Consider the following 17861-nt stretch of genomic DNA (forward strand, 5'->3'; position numbering starts at 1 on the left):
TTACCGGCAGCTTCACGCAGCAGGAACCGATTCCCGAAGACAGCCTGCCGCTGCGCATCACCTCCAGCGCCGCGGCGATACCGTCTTCGGGAATCGGTTCCTGCTGCGTGAAGCTGCCGGTAAAACGCTCTGTCACGCCGGGGGTCCGATGAGGCGTCCGACGATGTCGGGCAGGTCCTTGAAATCATCGAGCAGCGCCTCGGGTTCGAGGGCTGCCATATCGCCACCCGCAGGGCCGAAGGTGACCAGCACGCAGGGCACGCCCGCCGCCGCCGCGGTCTTGCGGTCGGTATCGCTGTCACCGATCAGCACGCATTGCGCTGGATCCCCCCCGGCCCGCCGCGCCGTCTCGAAAAGATGCTCCGGATCGGGCTTGCGCACGTCCAGCGTATCGGCCCCCAGCATCGCCCCGAAAGCGTCCCGCACGCCCAGCCGCGTCAGCAGCAATTCGGCCAGCGCTTCGGGTTTGTTGGTGCAGATGGCGACCCGGTAACCGCTGGTGCGCAGCGCGGTGACCGCCTCCATCGCACCGGGATAGAGAACCGTCCGCCGGTCGATATCGCGGGAATAGGCGTCGAGCAGGAAGGGATAATAGCTGTCGATCGCCGCATCGTCCCCGGCGCGGCCAAGCCGCTCCATCCCGAGCTTCAGCATCGCCCGCCCGCCGCGCAGCGCGGTCCCGGCATCGTGCGAAGCGTGCAGTAGATCGCCTTCGCCCATGTCCCGGAAACAGGCATTGGCCGCCGCGATCAGATCACCGCTGGTGTCTGCAAGCGTGCCGTCGAGATCGAATACAACGGTCTTCATCGTACCGCCCCCTGCCGTGATGTCCTGTCGGCGGGGTGCTGCCCACCCTGTTTCAAACCGCAACACGGTTTGATGTTGCCGCCCTTGTACCTTTGTGCGAAGCGCTTAAACAGATTGCAAGACCAAGAATATTCGGAAGTTATATGCGAACCGCCCTGATCATCCTTGCCGCCGGCAAGGGTACGCGAATGAAATCCGACCTACCCAAAGTTCTGCACCCCGTCGCCTTCGCGCCCTTGCTTGAACATGCGATGGCCTCCGGCGCGGTGCTTGAACCGTCGCGCACCGTGGTGATCGCGGGCCACGAGGCCGAACAAGTGAAAGCAGCGGCCGAGCTTTTCGACCCCGGAGCCGAAGTCGTGGTACAGTCAGAGCAACTCGGCACCGCGCATGCCGTGGCACAGGCGGCCCCCGTCCTCGATGGATTCGACGGCATGGCGCTGGTTCTTTATGGCGATACCCCCTTCGTGCAGCCCGAAACGCTTTCGCGCATGCAGGACGCGCTTGCGACCCATGACGTTGTCGTTCTGGGGTTCGAAGCGGACGATCCCGCCCGCTACGGCAGGCTCGTCCTTAACGGGGCGGAACTGCTGCGGATCGTGGAGTTCAAAGACGCCTCCGAAGAGGAACGGCGCATCACCCTGTGCAACTCAGGCGTTGTCGCCTGCCGGTCGGATCTGCTGTTCGATCTCATCGCTCAGGTGGGGAACGAAAATGCCTCCGGCGAATATTACCTGACCGATATCATCGGCATCGCGCGCGAACGTGGTCTTTCGGCAACCGCCGTAACCTGTGATGAAGCCGAGACCATGGGCGTCAACTCCCGGTCCGACCTCGCCGTGGCGGATGCGGCTTTTCAGGCGCGCGCCCGTGCCGCCCTGATGGAGGACGGCGTGACCCTGATGGCGCCGGAGACCGTGTACCTGGCCCGCGACACGGTGATCGGGCGCGATACGGTGATCGAGCCCAACGTCGTTTTCGGGCCCGAAGTCACGGTCGAATCCGGCGCGACGATCCGGGCGTTTTCGCACCTCGAAGGGTGCCACGTGGCCGCCGGTGCCGTCGTCGGGCCCTATGCCCGCCTGCGCCCCGGCGCGGAACTAGCCGAAGGCGTGCGCATCGGCAACTTCGTGGAAATCAAGAATGCGCAGATCGCGCAGGGCGCGAAGGTCAATCACCTCAGCTATATCGGGGACGCCACGATCGGCGCGGGAAGTAACGTCGGCGCCGGGACGATCACCTGCAATTACGACGGTGTGATGAAACATCACACCCATATCGGCGAACGGGTTTTCATCGGCTCGAACACGATGCTGGTCGCACCCGTCAGCATCGGCGACGAGGCGATGACCGGCAGCGGATCGGTGATCACCTCAGATGTGGAACCGGGGGCGCTGGCGCTGTCGCGCGCGCCGCAGGTCGAAAAACCCGGGATGGCCGTCAAACTGTTCAAGACCCTGCGTGCGCGCAAGGCGAAGATGCAAAGGGGCATTTGAGATGTGCGGAATCGTTGGCGTGCTGGGCAATCACGAAGCCGCGCCCATCCTCGTGGAGGCGTTGAAACGGCTGGAGTACCGCGGCTACGATTCCGCCGGGATCGCGACGGTCAACGGCGGACAGCTCGACCGTCGTCGTGCCGTGGGCAAGCTGGTGAACCTCTCCGACCTTCTGGTGCATGAGCCGCTGGCCGGGAAATCCGGTATCGGCCACACCCGCTGGGCCACACACGGCGCCCCTTCGGTCGCCAATGCCCATCCGCATCAGGCGGGTCCGGTTGCCGTCGTGCATAACGGGATCATCGAAAACTTTCGCGAGCTGCGCAGCGAGCTGGAATCCAACGGGATGCAGTTCCATAGCGAAACCGACACCGAAACCGTGGCGCTGCTGACGCAGCATTACATGGAAAAAGGCGCGTCTCCGCTGGAAGCCGCGGACAAGACATTGGCCCGGCTGCAGGGCGCCTTCGCACTCGCCTTCCTTTTCCATGGCGAGGAAGACCTGATGATCGCGGCGCGGCGTGGCTCCCCCCTCGCCATCGGCTATGGTGACGGCGAGATGTTCGTGGGCAGCGACGCCATCGCGCTCGCCCCCTCCACTGACCGGATCAGCTATCTCGAAGAAGGCGACCGGGCCGTTCTGACCCGCACCTCCGTCGGGATCGTCGATGCCAATGGCAATACGGTCGAGCGGGAGGTGCGCCGTATACAGGTCGCCAACACCCGGATTGACAAACAGGGCCACCGGCACTTCATGGCGAAGGAAATCGCCGAGCAGCCCAACGTGATCGCCGAGGCCCTGAACCACTATCTCGGCGCGGACGGCACCATCGGCATCCCTCGGGACCGGATCGATTTCAGCAAGATCGACCGCATCACAATGGTGGCCTGCGGCACGGCATTCTACGCCTGTTTCACGGCGAAATACTGGTTCGAACAGATCGCCCGTATCCCGGTCGAGATCGACGTGGCGTCGGAATTCCGCTATCGCGAGCCGCCGGTCTCGCCGGGGACGCTCGCGCTCTTCGTCAGCCAGTCGGGCGAAACCGCGGACACACTGGCCGCCCTGCGCTACTGCGCGGGTAAGGTGGACAGCATATTGTCGGTGGTCAACGTGCCGGAATCGTCCATCGCGCGGGAAAGCGACACGGCGCTGCCGATCCTCGCGGGGGTCGAAGTCGGCGTGGCCTCGACCAAGGCGTTCACCTGCCAACTTTCGGTTCTGCTTATCCTCGCTCTCGAAGCGGCCCATGCACGGGGCACGCTGGATGATGCCGGTCTCGCCAAGGCGGTGGCCGAACTGCGCAGCCTGCCCGGTCTGATCAACGCGGCGCTTGAACTCGACGATACCATTCGCGATGCCGCGCTGAAACTGTCCAACGCGCGTGACGTGCTGTTTCTGGGCCGCGGACCGATGTATCCCCTCGCCCTCGAAGGTGCGCTTAAGCTTAAGGAAATCAGCTATATACACGCCGAAGCTTATGCATCGGGCGAATTAAAGCACGGGCCGATCGCATTGGTGGATGAACATGTCCCCGTGGTGGTCATGGCGCCGCGGGACGGACTTTTCGACAAGACGGTCAGCAACATGCAGGAAGTGATGGCCCGCAAGGGCAAGGTGATCCTGATTTCCGACCGCAAAGGGCTGGACGAAGCTGGCGACGGTGTCTGGTCCAGCATCGAGATGCCCTCCTGCCCCGACATGCTCGCCCCCATTCTTTACGCGGTCCCGGCGCAACTGCTGGCCTATCACACCGCCGTCGCGAAAGGCACGGATGTGGACCAGCCGCGCAATCTGGCGAAATCGGTCACGGTGGAATGACCCCGGAGGAGGCGCTTGCCGATCTCGCGGCGGGCGCCGACCCCGAACGCGCCGCAAGCATGCGCCGCTATCACAAGGCCGAGCGGACCTATCTGGGCCTGTCCAACCCGCAGATCGACGACTGCGCGAAAGCCTGGCGCAACGCGCTGGACGTTCCGGCCCGCGTCACCTTGGCGGAGGGGCTGTGGCGCAGCGACATATTCGAAGCACGGGTGGCGGCGGCCAAGTTGCTGACACAGGCGAGGCTGCGCCCTGATGACGAGGCCGCTTGGCGGCTCATCGCGTCGTGGTGCCCGGATTTTGACAGTTGGGCCATCGCGGATCACGCCAGCATGGCCGCGCAAAAGCGGCTGACGGCGGACCCCTCGCGCCTCGATGAGGTCGCGACCTGGATCGACAGCGATCATATGTGGAGAAGACGCGCCGCACTGGTCAGCACGCTGCCCTGGACAAAACAAAACCACCCCAAACCCGCAGAGCTTGAGGCCCGCGACAGGATACTCGGCTGGGCCGCGCGGCTCGTACCCGACCACCGCTGGTTCATTCAGAAGGCGGTCGGATGGTGGCTGCGCGATCTATCACGTCACGACCCCGACCGCACGCGGCAGTTCATCGCCACCCACGGTGACAGCATGAAACCCTTCGCCGTGAAGGAAGCGATGCGCCACCTGCGGCGAGACGCCTCAGCCTAGCTGTTCAGCGCGACCTCGACTTTCGTCAGATCGGTAAGAGATGCCTCTATCAGCCGCAGCGCCGCCAGCGACATGCGGCTGCCCGCGGTATTGGCACCCTCGATCGGGATAAGAGTCACAACAGCCGATTTACCGTTCTGCGTATTGGTCACGCGCCCTTCGGTCTCCGTATCCACCAGCGGCGTCTTGAGCCAGAGCCCCGGCTCCGTCGGACTACCGAGGGAAACAACGGTCGTGCCCAGCGACGTGCTGGGAACAGTCGGCTTTGCGGTGGCGGCGGCGCGCTGTTCCGCCGTCGTGGTATCCAGCGCCTCGGCGGTGCGGGCCGCGGGCGACGGGGGCGGCGCGGCTGTGGCAGGGCTCAACGTGGCATCGCGCACCGGCGCGGGCGCGCTGAGCGTGCCGGCCGCCGATGCCTGTGCCTGCCCCGCGGGGGTGGAAATACCCCTACCCGCGCCGATACGCTCCGCCAGACCACAGGCCGAAAGGGCGAACAATCCCGCCCCGAGGGCGGCGAATATACGAAAATGTGTCATGCTTTCGTCTTAAGCCGGGGGCTTGCGCCCTTCAATCGCGGAAATGCGGCTTGCCCCGCGATGGGCGGACCATTACCTATCGTGACATGACCCCACGTCTCATTGACCCATTTCATCGCGCGATCACCTACCTGCGCGTCTCTGTCACGGACCGCTGCGATTTCCGCTGTGTCTATTGCATGTCCGAAAACATGACCTTCCTGCCAAAGAAGGAATTGCTGACGCTCGAAGAGTTGGACAGGCTCTGTTCGACCTTCGTGAACCTCGGTGTCGAAAAGCTGCGCATCACGGGGGGCGAGCCCCTAGTCCGGCGCGGCATCATGACGTTCTTCCAGAGCATGTCGCGGCATCTCGAGAGCGGTGCACTGAAAGAGTTGACCCTTACCACCAACGGCAGCCAGCTCGAACGTTTCGCGGATGACCTCTATGCCGCGGGCGTGCGGCGGGTGAACGTTTCGCTCGATACACTGGACGAGGACCGCTTTGCCGCTGTCACCCGCTGGGGCCGCCTGCCGCAGGTCCTGCGCGGTATCGACGCCGCCCAGCGTGCGGGGCTTCGGGTGAAGATCAATGCCGTGGCACTCAAGGGCTTCAACGAGGACGAACTGCCATCCATCACGCGCTGGTGCGCCGAACGGGACATCGACCTGACATGGATCGAGGTGATGCCCATGGGCGATCTGGGCAATGAGGATCGGCTCGATCAATATTGGTCCCTGAAAGACGTGCGTGCCCGTTACGCGGAGGAATACACCGTCACCGATCTGGCCGAGCGTTCGGGCGGTCCCGCGCGCTACGTCCGGCTGGAGGAAACCGGCCAGAAGATCGGCTTCATCACACCGCTGAGCCATAATTTCTGCGAAAGCTGCAACCGCGTGCGCGTCACCTGCACCGGCGAAATCTACATGTGCCTCGGGCAGGAAGACGTGGCCGACCTACGCGCGCCGCTCCGCGACCATCCGGAGGATGACGGCCCGCTGCGCGACGCCATCGAGGCGGCGATCCTGCGCAAACCGAAGGGCCATGATTTCGACTATTCGCGTCAGGTCGCGGATGGCCAGATGACCCGCCACATGAGCCATACCGGCGGCTAGGGCACATCGTGTCCACCCCCTTTCTCTACCGGGCCTGGGTTGCGGCAAGCTCGGCGCTGTTGCCCATTGCGGGCGGGGCCGAGATACGCAAGCTGCGCAAGGCAGGCGTTTCCCGGGCGCGGGCCCGCGAAAAGCTGGGCCGGGCGAGCCTTCCGCGTCCGGATGCCCAACCGCTGATCTGGTTTCACGCCGCGTCGGTGGGTGAAAGTCTTTCCGTTCTGGCCCTGATCGGTCGTATGGGTGTGGCCCTTCCTAGGGCAGAATTCCTGCTCACCTCCGGCACGGCGACATCCGCAGAGCTTATCGCCAAGCGCCTGCCGGATCGCACCCGGCACCAGTTCGCCCCCCTTGATGCGCCCGGCCCGCTCAGGCGCTTCCTGCGGCACTGGCGCCCAGATGCGGCGATTTTTGTTGAAAGCGAGCTTTGGCCCCAGATGTTGCGCCGCACCCGCGAAAGCGGGGCGCGCATGGCGCTGGTCAACGCGCGCCTGTCGGAAACCTCCGTCGCGCGCTGGCAGGCCCGCCCCGATCTCGCGCGGTACCTGCTCGAGGTTTTCGATCTGGTCCTGACGCAGAATGCCACCATGGCCGAAACCATGCGCGACCTCGGCGCGCCTGCGGATCGCATTGCCGAGGGCATGAACCTCAAGGGCCTTTCCGACCCGCTGCCCATCGACCAAGAGGCGCTGAACGCCGCCCGCGCCGCACTTGGGGAAAGGCCCGTCTGGGTCGCCTCCTCCACCCATCCCGGCGAAGAACGCGAAGTGCTGCTGGCGCACAAGATCCTCCTGCGGGACCGGCCCGACCTTTGCCTCATCCTCGCGCCCCGGCATCCGGACCGAAGCGCCGAGGTCACGGCGCTGATCGCCGCCGAAGGCATGTCCTTCAGCCGCCGCAGCCGGGGCGATCTGCCCGCGGGGCAGGTCTTTCTGGCCGATACGATGGGGGAACTGGGCAACTGGTACGCGCTTTCCCCCATCGTGTTCCTCGGCGGGTCGCTCAACCCGGTGGGCGGGCATAATCCGTTCGAGGTCATCCAGTCCGACGCCGCGGTTCTGAGCGGTGTGCATGTCGCGGCGTTTGCCGAGACCTATGCCGCGCTGGAAATGGGAACCGCCGCCCGTCTCGTGGCCGATGGCGAAGACCTCGCAGCCAAGGTCGCGGACTGGCTCGACGATCCGCAGGCTCTCGAGTCGGCAAGGGCCGCCGGGGCGCGGTTCATCGGCAACCAGACCCACAAGCTCGACGCGGTGTCCGACCGGATCATCGCCGCCCTGGACCTGCGGCGGCATGACTGACCTTTTCGTCACCAACTACAACCCGAACTTCACCGGGGTCTCCGCCACTGCGGCCAATGTCATCCGCCAGCAGGTGGGGCACTATCCACTGGCGCTGGTGGGCCACCCCCTGCCCGGCTGCCCGGCGCCGCTGTCCCGCCAAGCCGCCCATGCGCAAAGCCGTGCATTTGACGGCAAGACCCGGCCTTTCGCCATTTGGCACGTGCGCCGGAATACGGAAATGCACAGCGCGCTCTGGCTCCGGGATGTGCGCCGCGCCCCGGTCCGGATCGTCTTTACCTCCGCGGCCCAACGGCTGCACTCGGCCTTCCCCCGATGGCTCATTTCGCGGATGGATGCGGTCATCGCCACCACCGAAGAAGCCGCGCGCTTCGTGCCCCATGTCAGGGCCGTGGTCCCCCACGGGGTGGACACCGATCGCTTTACCCCGCCGCAGGATCGCGCCGCCGCGTGGCAGGCCCTCGGCTTCGGGGGACAGCAGGGCATTGCCACGATTGGCCGGATACGTCCCGAAAAGGGCACCGACCGCTTCGTCGACGCCATGCTGCGCCTCTTGCCGGATCACCCCGATACCGTCGCGCTGGTGATCGGTAGGGCGGACAGGCGGCACCAGTCCTTCCTCGACGGGCTGAAGGCGCAGGCAAGGTCCGCTGGCCTTGGCGACCGGCTGCTTTTTCCGGGTGAATTGCCGGCCTCTGAACTCCCCGCGCTCGTGCAGGGCCTCTCCCTCGTCATGCAACTGCCGCGATACGAAGGCTACGGCATGGCCCCGCTGGAAGGCATGGCGGCAGGGGTGCCTTTCGTGGCGACCGACGCGGGCTATTACCGGGTATTCGCGGACGAAGGCCGCGCCGGCAGCATTGTCCCGCCCGACGATCCCGCAGCCGCTGCCGCCGCTGCCGAAACCCTGCTGTCAGATACCCCGCCCGCCCGCTCCGCCCTGATCCGGAAGCTCGCGGAAACGCGGTTCAGTGCAAGGGCAGAAGCGGAAGGGATCGACGCCGTCTACCAATCACTCTGGGCGCGCTGACGGCAAAAGGGCGGAAACTGCGTTCCGCCCTTCACCCTTTTTCAAATACTCACGGCGCACCACCAACCCCGTTCAACCCGGCGCAGGTGGTACGCAGCGCGCTCAGCCCGCCGCGGGCATCCGCTGTTCGACGATCTCCGCCCACCAGCTGCATCCCGCCGGAATCGCCTCGTCGTTGAAGTCGTATTTCGGATGGTGGACCATCGCCGTATCGCCGTTCCCCACGAGGATATAGGCGCCCGGGCGTTCCTCCAGCATGAAGGCGAAATCCTCGCCGCCCATGACCAGCGGTGCCTCATCGCAATCGCCCGCCACGCTGCGCGCGACCTTGGCGGCGAAATCGGTCTGCTCCTCATGGTTGACCATCACGGGGTAGTTGCGGATGTAGTTCAGCTTTGCCGTGGCGCCGTAAGTCGCCGCCACGCCTTCGCAGATCTCGCCCATGCGCTTTTCGGCAAGGTCGCGCAATTCGTTCGACATGGTGCGCACCGTGCCCATGATCGAAACCCGCTGCGGAATGACGTTGAAGGCCTTTGACGAGGTCTCGAACGAGGTGATGGAAACGACGATCTGTTCCACCGGGTCCGCATTGCGGCTCACGATGGTCTGCAGCGCCAGAACGAGGTGGCTCGCCACGACGGTGGTGTCGATCGTCTCCTGCGGCTTGGCGGCATGACCGCCGAGGCCCTCGACCTCGATCTCGATCAGGTCGGTCGCGGCAAAGAAGGGGCCAGGCCGGATGGCAAAGCTGCCCGTGGGACGGCCCGGCCAGTTGTGCATGCCGTAGACCTCCTGCACGCCGAAGCGTTCCATCATCCCGTCGGCACACATTTCGCGCCCTCCGCCGCCGCCTTCTTCGGCGGGCTGGAAGATGACCACCACGGTACCGTCGAAATTGCGCGTCTCGGCCAGATATTGCGCGGCCCCCAGAAGCATCGCGGTATGACCGTCATGGCCGCAGGCATGCATCGCATTGGGCGTCTTGGAGGCATGGGCCACGCCGGTCTGTTCGTTGATCGGCAGCGCGTCCATATCGGCACGCAGGCCGATCACCTTGCCCGACCCCGTCTCGCGCCCCTTGATGACGCCGACGACGCCGGTACGTCCGATCCCCTCGACCACTTCATCGCAACCGAAGGCGCGCAGCTTTTCCGCCACCAGCGCCGAGGTCCGGTGCGTTTCGAACAGGATTTCGGGATTCTCGTGGATATCCCGGCGCCAGGCCGTGATATCGTCGTGCAGTTCGGCAAAGCGGTTCTTGACCGGCATCTCATCTCTCCCAGAGGTTCCCGGGCCGGAGATCCGCAAGCGCCGTGATGGCGCCTACCCCTCCCCCGGTGTCGGCGCATGAATGGCGCGCGTGTCGCCAAACATGCGTTTGCATCCTTCTACGCCAGCGGGAGGCGGGTCTCAACCACCTCCGCGAACCAGGAACATCCGGCGGGGATTGCTTCGTCGTTGAAGTCGTATTCGGGGTGGTGGACGGTGGCCCCGTCGCCGTTGCCGATCATGATATAGGCACCGGGCCGGGCGTTCAGCATATAGGCGAAATCCTCCCCCGCCATGATGGGGGGCGTGTCGCGGTCGACGCCGGGCATGATCGCCTCCGCCGCCTCTGCGGCATAACCGGTGTGATCGGTGTGATTCACCATCACGGGATAGCCACGTTCGTAGTCGATCTTGGCGGTGCAGCCATAGGCGGCGGCGGTGTGTTCAACGAGGGCGCGCACCCGTTCCTCGGCCAGGTCGCGCACACCTGCATCAAGCGTGCGCACGGTCCCCCGCATCAGCACGGTCTGGGGGATGACGTTATGCACCTCGCTGTCGCTGCGCAGCGCACAGACGGAAACGACGACCTGCTTCAGCGGATCGACATTGCGGCTGGCGACCGACTGCAGGGCGACGAGAACATGTGCCGCGGCAAGATTGGGGTCGATCGCCTCATGCGGGGCGGCCGCATGGCCGCCCTTGCCCGTCACCACGATATCGAACTGATCGGCCGAGGCGAGCAGCGCGCCGGGCCGGATGGCGAATGCGCCGACCGGGTAGTTCGGCATGTTGTGCATCCCGTAGACCTCGTCGATGGCCCAGCGGTCCATCAACCCGTCCTTGACCATTTCGTTTCCGCCGCCGCCGCCCTCTTCCGCGGGCTGGAAGATCAGCACGCAGCGCCCGTCGAAGTTGCGGGTCTCGGCAAGATATTGCGCGGCCCCCAGCAACATGGCGGTATGGCCGTCATGCCCGCAGGCGTGCATCTTCCCGGGCACGGTGGAGGCATGGGGAAGGCCTGTCGCCTCCTCTATGGGCAGCGCGTCCATATCCGCCCTCAGACCGATGGTGCGGCCAGAGGTATTGGACCGCCCTTCGACCACCGCCACGACCCCGGTGCGTCCGATCCCGGTGGTGATATCCGTGATGCCGAAACCGCGCAGCTTCTCTTCGACGAATTTTGCCGTTTCATGAACGTCGAACTGCAACTCGGGGTGCTGGTGCAGATGCCGCCGCCAGCCGGTGATTTCAGCGTGTGTATCGGCGAAACGATTCTTGATCGGCATGACGTGTCCTTTGTGAACTGGGTATTCGGGTCAGACGTTCGGCCCCAGACGCATGGGGCTGCCGTCGCGAAACCGCGACAGGCGGAATCTCGTCAGATCATGACCGGGATCGTCGTCCATTGCCAGAGCGGCCAGGACTTCGCCCATGCCGGGCCCGATGCCGAAACCATGCCCCGACATGCCCGTCCCGATGATGAGCCCCGGCAGATCGGCACAGCGATCCACCACCGGGACGATATCGGGCATCGTGTCGATCATCCCCGCCCATGCTCGTTTGAGCCGTACGGGCGGCAATTCCGGATAGAGGGCGGCGAAATCCTGCAGCAACCGCCGGATACGGCGCATGTTGGGCGCGGGATCGAGGATGCGGATCCGTTCGAAGGGCGAGGGTTCATCATCGCTCCAACGGCGGCGGGTGGTCCATGCGTCGGGAAAGCCGCGCGGGGCGAAGGGCAACAGGCGCTGGCCCAGCGGATCGGCCCGCAGCTGCGTCAGGTAATGGGGGAAGGCGCGGACCGCATCGGGCCCCACGAAAAGCTCGGGCGCGCCGGGGGGAGCGAGCGTATAGCCGCCGTCCTCCCGGCGCCGGAAGGCAACGGCCCGGGTGGCCGCCGCCCCGCGGGTGATCTCCGGCAGCGGCTCGGTGGCGGCCACGTTCTCGCGCACCGAAAGCTGGGGCATCGCGACCCCGTGGCGCCGCAGCAGAAGCGCCGACCACGCCCCGCCGGCGAGCACCACCCGATCCGCCGCGATGCGCCCGGCCTCCGTCACCACGCCGGCCGCGCGACCTGCCGCGAGGTCGAGCCCCCGCACGGCGCAGCCTTCGACAATTTGGGCTCCCTCGCGCGCGGCTATGGCTGCCAGCGCGGGCACCGCGACCCAGGGCTCCGCCCGCAGGTCCGAAGGGGTCGTCAGCGCCCCGGCGAAGCGGCCCGTCAGTCCGGGGAACGCCTCCGCCGTTTCGCGGGCGGATAAAATTCGGCTGTCGACCCCATTGGCGCGCGCATGGGGCAGCCAGTTCTCGTAGGCGGCGATTTCTGCTTCCGTCCGTGCGAGATAAGTGATCCCGCCCTGCACGAGCCCGATGTCGATATTGGTCTGCCCGGCCAGTTCCTGCCACAGGACATTCGCCCGCGCCATGATCGGCATCTCGTCCGGATCCCGGCCCTGCTGCCTGATCCAGCCCCAGTTCCGGCTGGATTGTTCCGCCGCGATGCGCCCCTTTTCCAGCAGAACCACCGAACGCCCGGCGCGGACCAGAAACAGCGCGGTGCATACCCCGATGATCCCGCCCCCGATCACCACAACATCCGCCCGCTCTGGCGGCGGGCCGGGGTAGGTGACCGGTTTGTCGAGGGTGAAGGGGAATGCGGGCATCGTCGTCGCCTCGTTGCGGGCGCGAGGGGGCGCTGCCCCGCCGTGCAAGGCACGGCCCCCCGGGATTTTTTACCATTTGGAAGGGCTGTCAGTCCGCGCGCAACCTTTCGAGCAGTTTGCGCATGAAGTCATGCCCGGCCTCGAACTGGGATTTTTCGATGAATTCGTTGGGCTGATGGGCCTGTGCAATGTCACCGGGGCCGCAGATGACCGCGCTGTAGCCCGCTTCCTGAAACTGGCCGGCTTCGGTGCCGTAGCTGACCTTGTGACTGGCATTGTCGCCGGTGAGTTGGCGCACCAGCGTTTCTGCCTCCCCCTCCTCCTCGGGTTGCAGGGCGGGGACGTCGAAGCGGGGCGTCACCTCGATCCGAGTGTCGGGCACCACGGCCTGCATCTGCGCCTCAACCTCGCGCACCCGTTCGAGGTAGGCGGTGCCCCAGCGGGTCTTGTCCTCCCCCGGGACGACGCGGAAATCCATGGCGAACTCGCAGTCCTTGGCGGTGATGTTATGGGCGGTGCCGCCCTTGATCATGCCAACGTGCGCCGTCGTGAAGGGCGGATCGAACATTGCCGCCAGTTCCGTGGGCGGGGCGGCCATGTTTTCCGTATTGGTGACATTGGCCCATTCGATCAGCTTGGCACCCGCCATGATTGCGTTCACGCCCGTGTGCAGCAGGGATGAATGGACCTCAAACCCGATCACATGGGTGTTGAACCCGATCCCGCCCTTGTGCCCCGTGACCGCCTGCATCGTCGAAGGCTCCCCCACGATCACGGCAGACCCCTTGGGCAGAACGGGTTGCATCGCTTGAATCATCGGGGGCGCACCGGTGCAGCCCACTTCCTCATCGAAGCTGAGGGCGATCTGCAGCGGGCGGGTCACATTGGCGTATTTCGCCTCCACCAGCGCCCAGATCGCCAGCGCGTCGAAGCCCTTCATGTCGCAGGTGCCGCGCCCGTAATAGCGCCCGTCCCTTTCGACGACGGTAAATGGATCGCTGTCCCACGGCTGACCGTCCACCGGAACCACATCGGTATGCCCCGAAAGCACCAGCGCGCCCTCTTTCCACGGCCCTACATGAGCAAAGAGCGCATGTTTGGGCTGTTCGGGATCGATGTAGCGGTGGCTTTCGATCCCGTGGCTGTCGAGATAATCGGCCACCCAGTCGATGAGCGGGATATTGGTATCGCGGCTGACCGTGGGAAAGCTGATGAGCTTGGTCATCAGCTCAAGGGGGGTAAGGCGCTCGCTCATGGGGTCCTCAATAGCCGCTGTCGGTCTTGAGCACGAAATGGCCCGGCTCGACCTCGGTGTAGACGGAAGGTTCGGGTTCGTAGTCGACGGGGTGGATGGGCGACGGGATGGGTTTGAAGTTCAGGTCCTTTTCCGCCTTGCGCTGGCGCGGATCGGCGATGGGAACGGCTTTCATCAGCGCCTGTGTATAGGGGTGCTGCGGGTTTTCGAACACCCGCTGGCGCGACCCGAGTTCGACGATCCGACCGAGGTACATGACGCCGACCTGATGGCTGACCCGTTCCACCACCGCCATGTCATGGCTGATGAACAGGAATGACAGCCCCATTTCCAGTTGCAGTTCCATCATCAGGTTCAGCACCTGCGCCTGAACGCTGACATCGAGCGCCGAGACCGCTTCATCCGCGATGATGAGCTTGGGGTTGAGCGCCAGCGCCCGCGCGATGGCCACCCGCTGGCGCTGACCGCCCGAGAGTTCATGCGGAAAGCGGCGCATGAAGCTGCGGGGCAGTTCCACCCGGTCGAAGAGCATTTCCACCCTGTCGGTCACGGCCTTGCCCTTGAGCGTGCCGAAATTGTGGATCGGTTCGGCCACCTGATCCGCCAGTTGCATCTGTGGATTGAGCGAGGCGAAGGGATCCTGAAAGATCATCTGCATGTCCAGCCGCGCGGTGCGCAACTGGCTGTGGTTCAGCGCCATGATGTCCGTACCGCCGAGATTGATCTCGCCCGATTGCGGCTCCACCAGCCGCAGGATCGACCGGCCCGCCGTGGATTTTCCGCAGCCGGATTCCCCCACGAGGCTGAGCGTGCGGCCCTTGTTGATGGTAAAGGACAGATCCTCCACCGCGTGAACATTGGCCACGGTGCGGCGCAGAAAGCCCCCCGTTACGGGAAACCGGGTGGTGAGATTGCTGACCTTCAGCAGAACATCGTCCGTTCCCTTGATGGGCACGATTTCCTTGTCCTGCGTGCCCAGGAGCTTCATCGGCTCCGGATAGGGTTTCCCGGTCATCTCGCCCAGCTTGGGCACGGCGGCCAGAAGCGCCTTGGTATAGGGATGCTGGGGGTTCTCGAAGATTTCCTCGACCGGCCCCTCTTCGACCTTGTTGCCGCGGAACATGACGACGACGCGGTCGGCCATTTGCGCCACCACGGCCATGTCGTGTGTGATGAACATGACGGCGGTGCCGGTTTCGCGCTTGAGCCGGTCCATCAGGGCGAGAATTTCGGCCTGAATGGTCACATCGAGCGCCGTCGTGGGCTCGTCCGCGATCAGCAGGCGCGGCTCGCACGCCAGCGCCATGGCGATGACAACGCGCTGGCGCATGCCGCCCGAAAGTTCATGGGGATATTGCTTCAGCCGGCGCTCCGGCTCGGGGATACGGACCTGTCGCAGCAGTTCCAGCGCGCGGGCCTCGGCCTGCGAGCGGGACATGTTCCGGTGCAGGCGCAGCCCTTCGGTCAACTGTTTGCCGACCGTGAAAACCGGGTTCAGCGCCGTCATCGGTTCCTGAAAGATCATACCGATTTCATTGCCGCGAATGTGGCGCATCTGGTCCTGCGGTGCATTGGCCAGATCGATGGTAGCGTGATCCTTGCGGTCGAACATCAGTTCGCCGCCGGCGATCTCTCCGCCGCCAAATTCCACCAGCCGCATCAGCGACAGAGAGGATACGGATTTGCCGGAACCGGATTCACCGACGACGCAAACCGTCTCTCCGGGGTGGATGTCGAAGCTGACATTCTCGACCCCGACGACCGGGCCATCCTTGGTCTGGAACTCGACCCTGAGGCCCTTGATCTGGGCAATCGGATCCGATGTGGGCTGGTCGAGCATCCTGTTCGCGCCTCGCTGTTCGCTGTCTCGGGCAGACGCTACGGCCAAGGCCGGGGCAGTGTCAAACACCCGCAGAGCGTGAGGCGCCATCAGAACAGCGGTTTTCGCAAAACCGCCGGAGGAGGCTTGCAATTCCGGTGAAACATGTTTCGATACCGCTCATGCGTTCAGGGGAGAAATGGACGAAAACCGATGAAAATCGCGCATGAATTTGCGGTTCGGTGATCCCTCTCATCCTTTGGGCGACAAAGACCTGCGGGGTCTGCCCCGCAACAAAAACGTGGCACCAAACGTGTCCAACAAGGAGTGAAATATGCGAATGAAAACATTATTGCTGGGGGCCGCCGCGTCCGTGGCGCTGGCCCCGGCGGCCTTCGCGGATGCCCATACGGGCGAACGCGGTCGTGACGGAGAGGTCAAGATCATCTACTGGCAAGCGCCTTCGATTCTGAACCCCTACCTTTCGGGGGGTACCAAGGACATCGAATCAGCATCGCTTGTGATCGAACCCCTGGGTCGCTACGACGAGACCGGCGCGCTGGTGCCCTACCTCGCCGCCGAGATTCCCACCGTCGAGAACGGCGGCGTGAGCGAAGACCTCAAGTCCATCACCTGGAAGCTGAAAGAGGGCCTCGTCTGGTCCGACGGCACGCCGGTCACCTCCGCTGATGTCGTCTTCACCGCCGATTATTGCATGCACCCCGAAGGCGGCTGCGCACAGGGCGCGAAGTTCGACGGCGTCGCATCGGTCGAAGCGGTCGATGACCTGACCGTCAAGGTCACCTTCAACGAAGCGCAGCCCAACCCCTACGGGCCCTTCATGGGCGGCCAGTCCCCCATCATCCAGAAGGCCCAGTTCGAGGAGTGCATGGGTGCCAAGGCGCCCGAGTGCACCGAGGCCAACTTCAACCCGATCGGCACCGGCCCCTTCAAGGTGGTGGAATTCCGTCCCAATGACGTGATCACCATGGAAGCCAACGAAAACTTCCGTGAAGAAGGCAAGCCCGCCTTTGCCAAGCTGACCTTCAAGGGCGGCGGCGATGCGACGGCAGCGGGCCGCGCCGTCATGGAAACGGGCGAATTTGACTACGCCTGGAACATGCAGCTTGCGCCCGACGTGTTGGCCAAGATGGCTGAAGGCGGCAAGGGCACGCCCATTTCCGCGTTCGGTACACTGGTTGAGCGGCTGGAGATGAACCTGACCGATCCCTCCCCCGACCTGCCGGAAGGCGAGCGTGCGACGGTCGCACATCCCCACCCGATCCTGTCGGACGAAAAAGTGCGCCGTGCACTTTCCATGGCCATTGACCGCGAACTGCTGGTCGAAGTCGGCTATGGTCAGGCGGGTCGCGCGACCTGCAACCTCGTACCCGCGCCGGCGAACTATGCGTCCGACAATACCGAGTGCCTGACGCAGGACCTCGAAGGCGCCAAGGCGCTTCTGGAAGAAGCGGGCTGGACCGATACCGACGGTGACGGCATCCGTGAAAAGGACGGCATGGAACTGAGCCTGCTGTACCAGACCTCCACCAACGCCGTGCGTCAGGATTTCCAGGCGCTGATCAAGGATTGGTGGAACCAGATCGGTGTGGAAGTCGAACTGCGCAACCTCGACGCGTCGGTCTTCTTCGGCGGTGACCCCGGTTCGCCCGACACCTTCCAGAAGTTCTACGCGGACGTGGAAATGTACGCCAACAACTTCGACGGCACCGACCCGCAGGCCTATCTGGCGGCCTATCGCTGCGGCAATGAGCCGAAGCCGTCCAGCCAGTGGCAGGGCGAGAACATCAACCGCTTCTGCGACGAAGAGTATGACGCGCTGCTTGATGAACTGGCCAAGACCGGCGAGCTGGAGAAGCGCGGCGAGATCGCCAAGAAGCTGAACGACATGCTGACCAAGGAATCGATGACCATCGTACCGCTGGTTGACCGTGGCCGTGTTTCCGCAGCCTCCAACACGCTGGGTGGCGTTGTCCTGAACACTTGGGACTCCGAGCTCTGGAACGTGGCTGACTGGTATCGCAAGAAAGAAGAGTAACGCAGCCTCTGCGTGAAAGCC

At 64.6% G+C, this 17861-nt stretch carries 14 protein-coding genes; 7 read left to right on the forward strand and 7 right to left on the reverse strand.

All coding sequences use genetic code 11. The features are described from left to right. Nucleotides 1–132: 132 nt before the first annotated feature. On the reverse strand, nucleotides 133–807 hold the full coding sequence (locus tag A3728_RS05135; protein WP_067920858.1) for an HAD-IA family hydrolase: 675 nt from the start codon (nucleotides 805–807) through the stop codon (nucleotides 133–135). Between the two features lie 143 nt (nucleotides 808–950). Between A3728_RS05135 and glmU the strand changes: the two genes are divergently transcribed. The 3 genes from glmU to A3728_RS05150 are packed head-to-tail and all read left to right on the forward strand — an operon-like array spanning nucleotide 951 to nucleotide 4817. Further along, nucleotides 951–2303 (forward strand): bifunctional UDP-N-acetylglucosamine diphosphorylase/glucosamine-1-phosphate N-acetyltransferase GlmU, encoded by a 1353-nt coding sequence (gene glmU / locus A3728_RS05140; RefSeq protein WP_067920860.1) that lies wholly within the window; start codon nucleotides 951–953, stop codon nucleotides 2301–2303. A gap of 1 nt (nucleotide 2304) precedes the next feature. Continuing rightward, nucleotides 2305–4125, forward strand: coding sequence for a glutamine--fructose-6-phosphate transaminase (isomerizing) (gene glmS, locus A3728_RS05145; protein WP_067920862.1), 1821 nt, complete (start codon nucleotides 2305–2307; stop codon nucleotides 4123–4125). Next, nucleotides 4122–4817 (forward strand): DNA alkylation repair protein, encoded by a 696-nt coding sequence (locus A3728_RS05150; protein WP_067920864.1) that lies wholly within the window; start codon nucleotides 4122–4124, stop codon nucleotides 4815–4817. The genes glmS and A3728_RS05150 overlap by 4 nt, the downstream gene beginning before the upstream one ends. On the opposite strand, the gene A3728_RS05155 is transcribed toward A3728_RS05150, so the two are convergent. Further along, complete coding sequence (locus A3728_RS05155; protein WP_067920866.1) at nucleotides 4814–5353, reverse strand: hypothetical protein; 540 nt, start codon at nucleotides 5351–5353, stop codon at nucleotides 4814–4816. The genes A3728_RS05150 and A3728_RS05155 overlap by 4 nt on opposite strands. A gap of 86 nt (nucleotides 5354–5439) precedes the next feature. Between A3728_RS05155 and moaA the strand changes: the two genes are divergently transcribed. Genes moaA through A3728_RS05170 form a run of 3 tightly spaced genes read left to right on the forward strand, consistent with a single transcriptional unit; the run spans nucleotide 5440 to nucleotide 8775 of the window. Next, on the forward strand, nucleotides 5440–6447 hold the full coding sequence (gene moaA / locus A3728_RS05160) for a GTP 3',8-cyclase MoaA (RefSeq protein WP_067920868.1): 1008 nt from the start codon (nucleotides 5440–5442) through the stop codon (nucleotides 6445–6447). Between the two features lie 8 nt (nucleotides 6448–6455). Beyond that, entirely contained in the window at nucleotides 6456–7745 is a 1290-nt protein-coding gene (locus A3728_RS05165) for a 3-deoxy-D-manno-octulosonic acid transferase (RefSeq protein WP_067920869.1), read from the forward strand. Next, nucleotides 7738–8775 (forward strand): glycosyltransferase family 4 protein, encoded by a 1038-nt coding sequence (locus A3728_RS05170; protein ID WP_067920871.1) that lies wholly within the window; start codon nucleotides 7738–7740, stop codon nucleotides 8773–8775. Before A3728_RS05165 ends, A3728_RS05170 begins: the two co-directional genes overlap by 8 nt. Before the next feature lie 102 nt (nucleotides 8776–8877). Here the strand turns inward: A3728_RS05170 and A3728_RS05175 are convergent, their stop codons facing one another. The 5 genes from A3728_RS05175 to A3728_RS05195 all read right to left on the reverse strand — a co-directional run bounded on the left by A3728_RS05175 (nucleotide 8878) and on the right by A3728_RS05195 (nucleotide 15802). Then, complete coding sequence (locus A3728_RS05175; RefSeq protein ID WP_067920873.1) at nucleotides 8878–10044, reverse strand: M20 aminoacylase family protein; 1167 nt, start codon at nucleotides 10042–10044, stop codon at nucleotides 8878–8880. Nucleotides 10045–10163: 119 nt separating this feature from the next. Then, complete coding sequence (locus A3728_RS05180; protein ID WP_067920875.1) at nucleotides 10164–11330, reverse strand: M20 aminoacylase family protein; 1167 nt, start codon at nucleotides 11328–11330, stop codon at nucleotides 10164–10166. Nucleotides 11331–11360: 30 nt separating this feature from the next. Beyond that, nucleotides 11361–12707: an NAD(P)/FAD-dependent oxidoreductase gene (locus A3728_RS05185; RefSeq protein WP_067920877.1), complete on the reverse strand. Its 1347-nt coding sequence runs from the start codon at nucleotides 12705–12707 to the stop codon at nucleotides 11361–11363. Nucleotides 12708–12795: 88 nt separating this feature from the next. Next, a complete protein-coding gene (gene argE / locus A3728_RS05190; protein WP_067920879.1) occupies nucleotides 12796–13962 on the reverse strand; it encodes an acetylornithine deacetylase in 1167 nt (388 codons plus the stop codon). A 7-nt stretch (nucleotides 13963–13969) separates the two neighbouring features. Beyond that, on the reverse strand, nucleotides 13970–15802 hold the full coding sequence (locus tag A3728_RS05195; RefSeq protein WP_067920881.1) for an ABC transporter ATP-binding protein: 1833 nt from the start codon (nucleotides 15800–15802) through the stop codon (nucleotides 13970–13972). A 313-nt stretch (nucleotides 15803–16115) separates the two neighbouring features. Here A3728_RS05195 and A3728_RS05200 point away from each other — a divergent pair, with 313 nt between their 5' ends. After that, nucleotides 16116–17840 (forward strand): peptide ABC transporter substrate-binding protein, encoded by a 1725-nt coding sequence (locus A3728_RS05200; protein WP_067920883.1) that lies wholly within the window; start codon nucleotides 16116–16118, stop codon nucleotides 17838–17840. The last annotated feature ends 21 nt before the right edge of the window (nucleotides 17841–17861 follow it).

Origin of the sequence: Sulfitobacter sp. HI0040, from assembly GCF_001634885.1 — a bacterium.
In the GTDB taxonomy this organism is placed as follows: domain Bacteria; phylum Pseudomonadota; class Alphaproteobacteria; order Rhodobacterales; family Rhodobacteraceae; genus Sulfitobacter.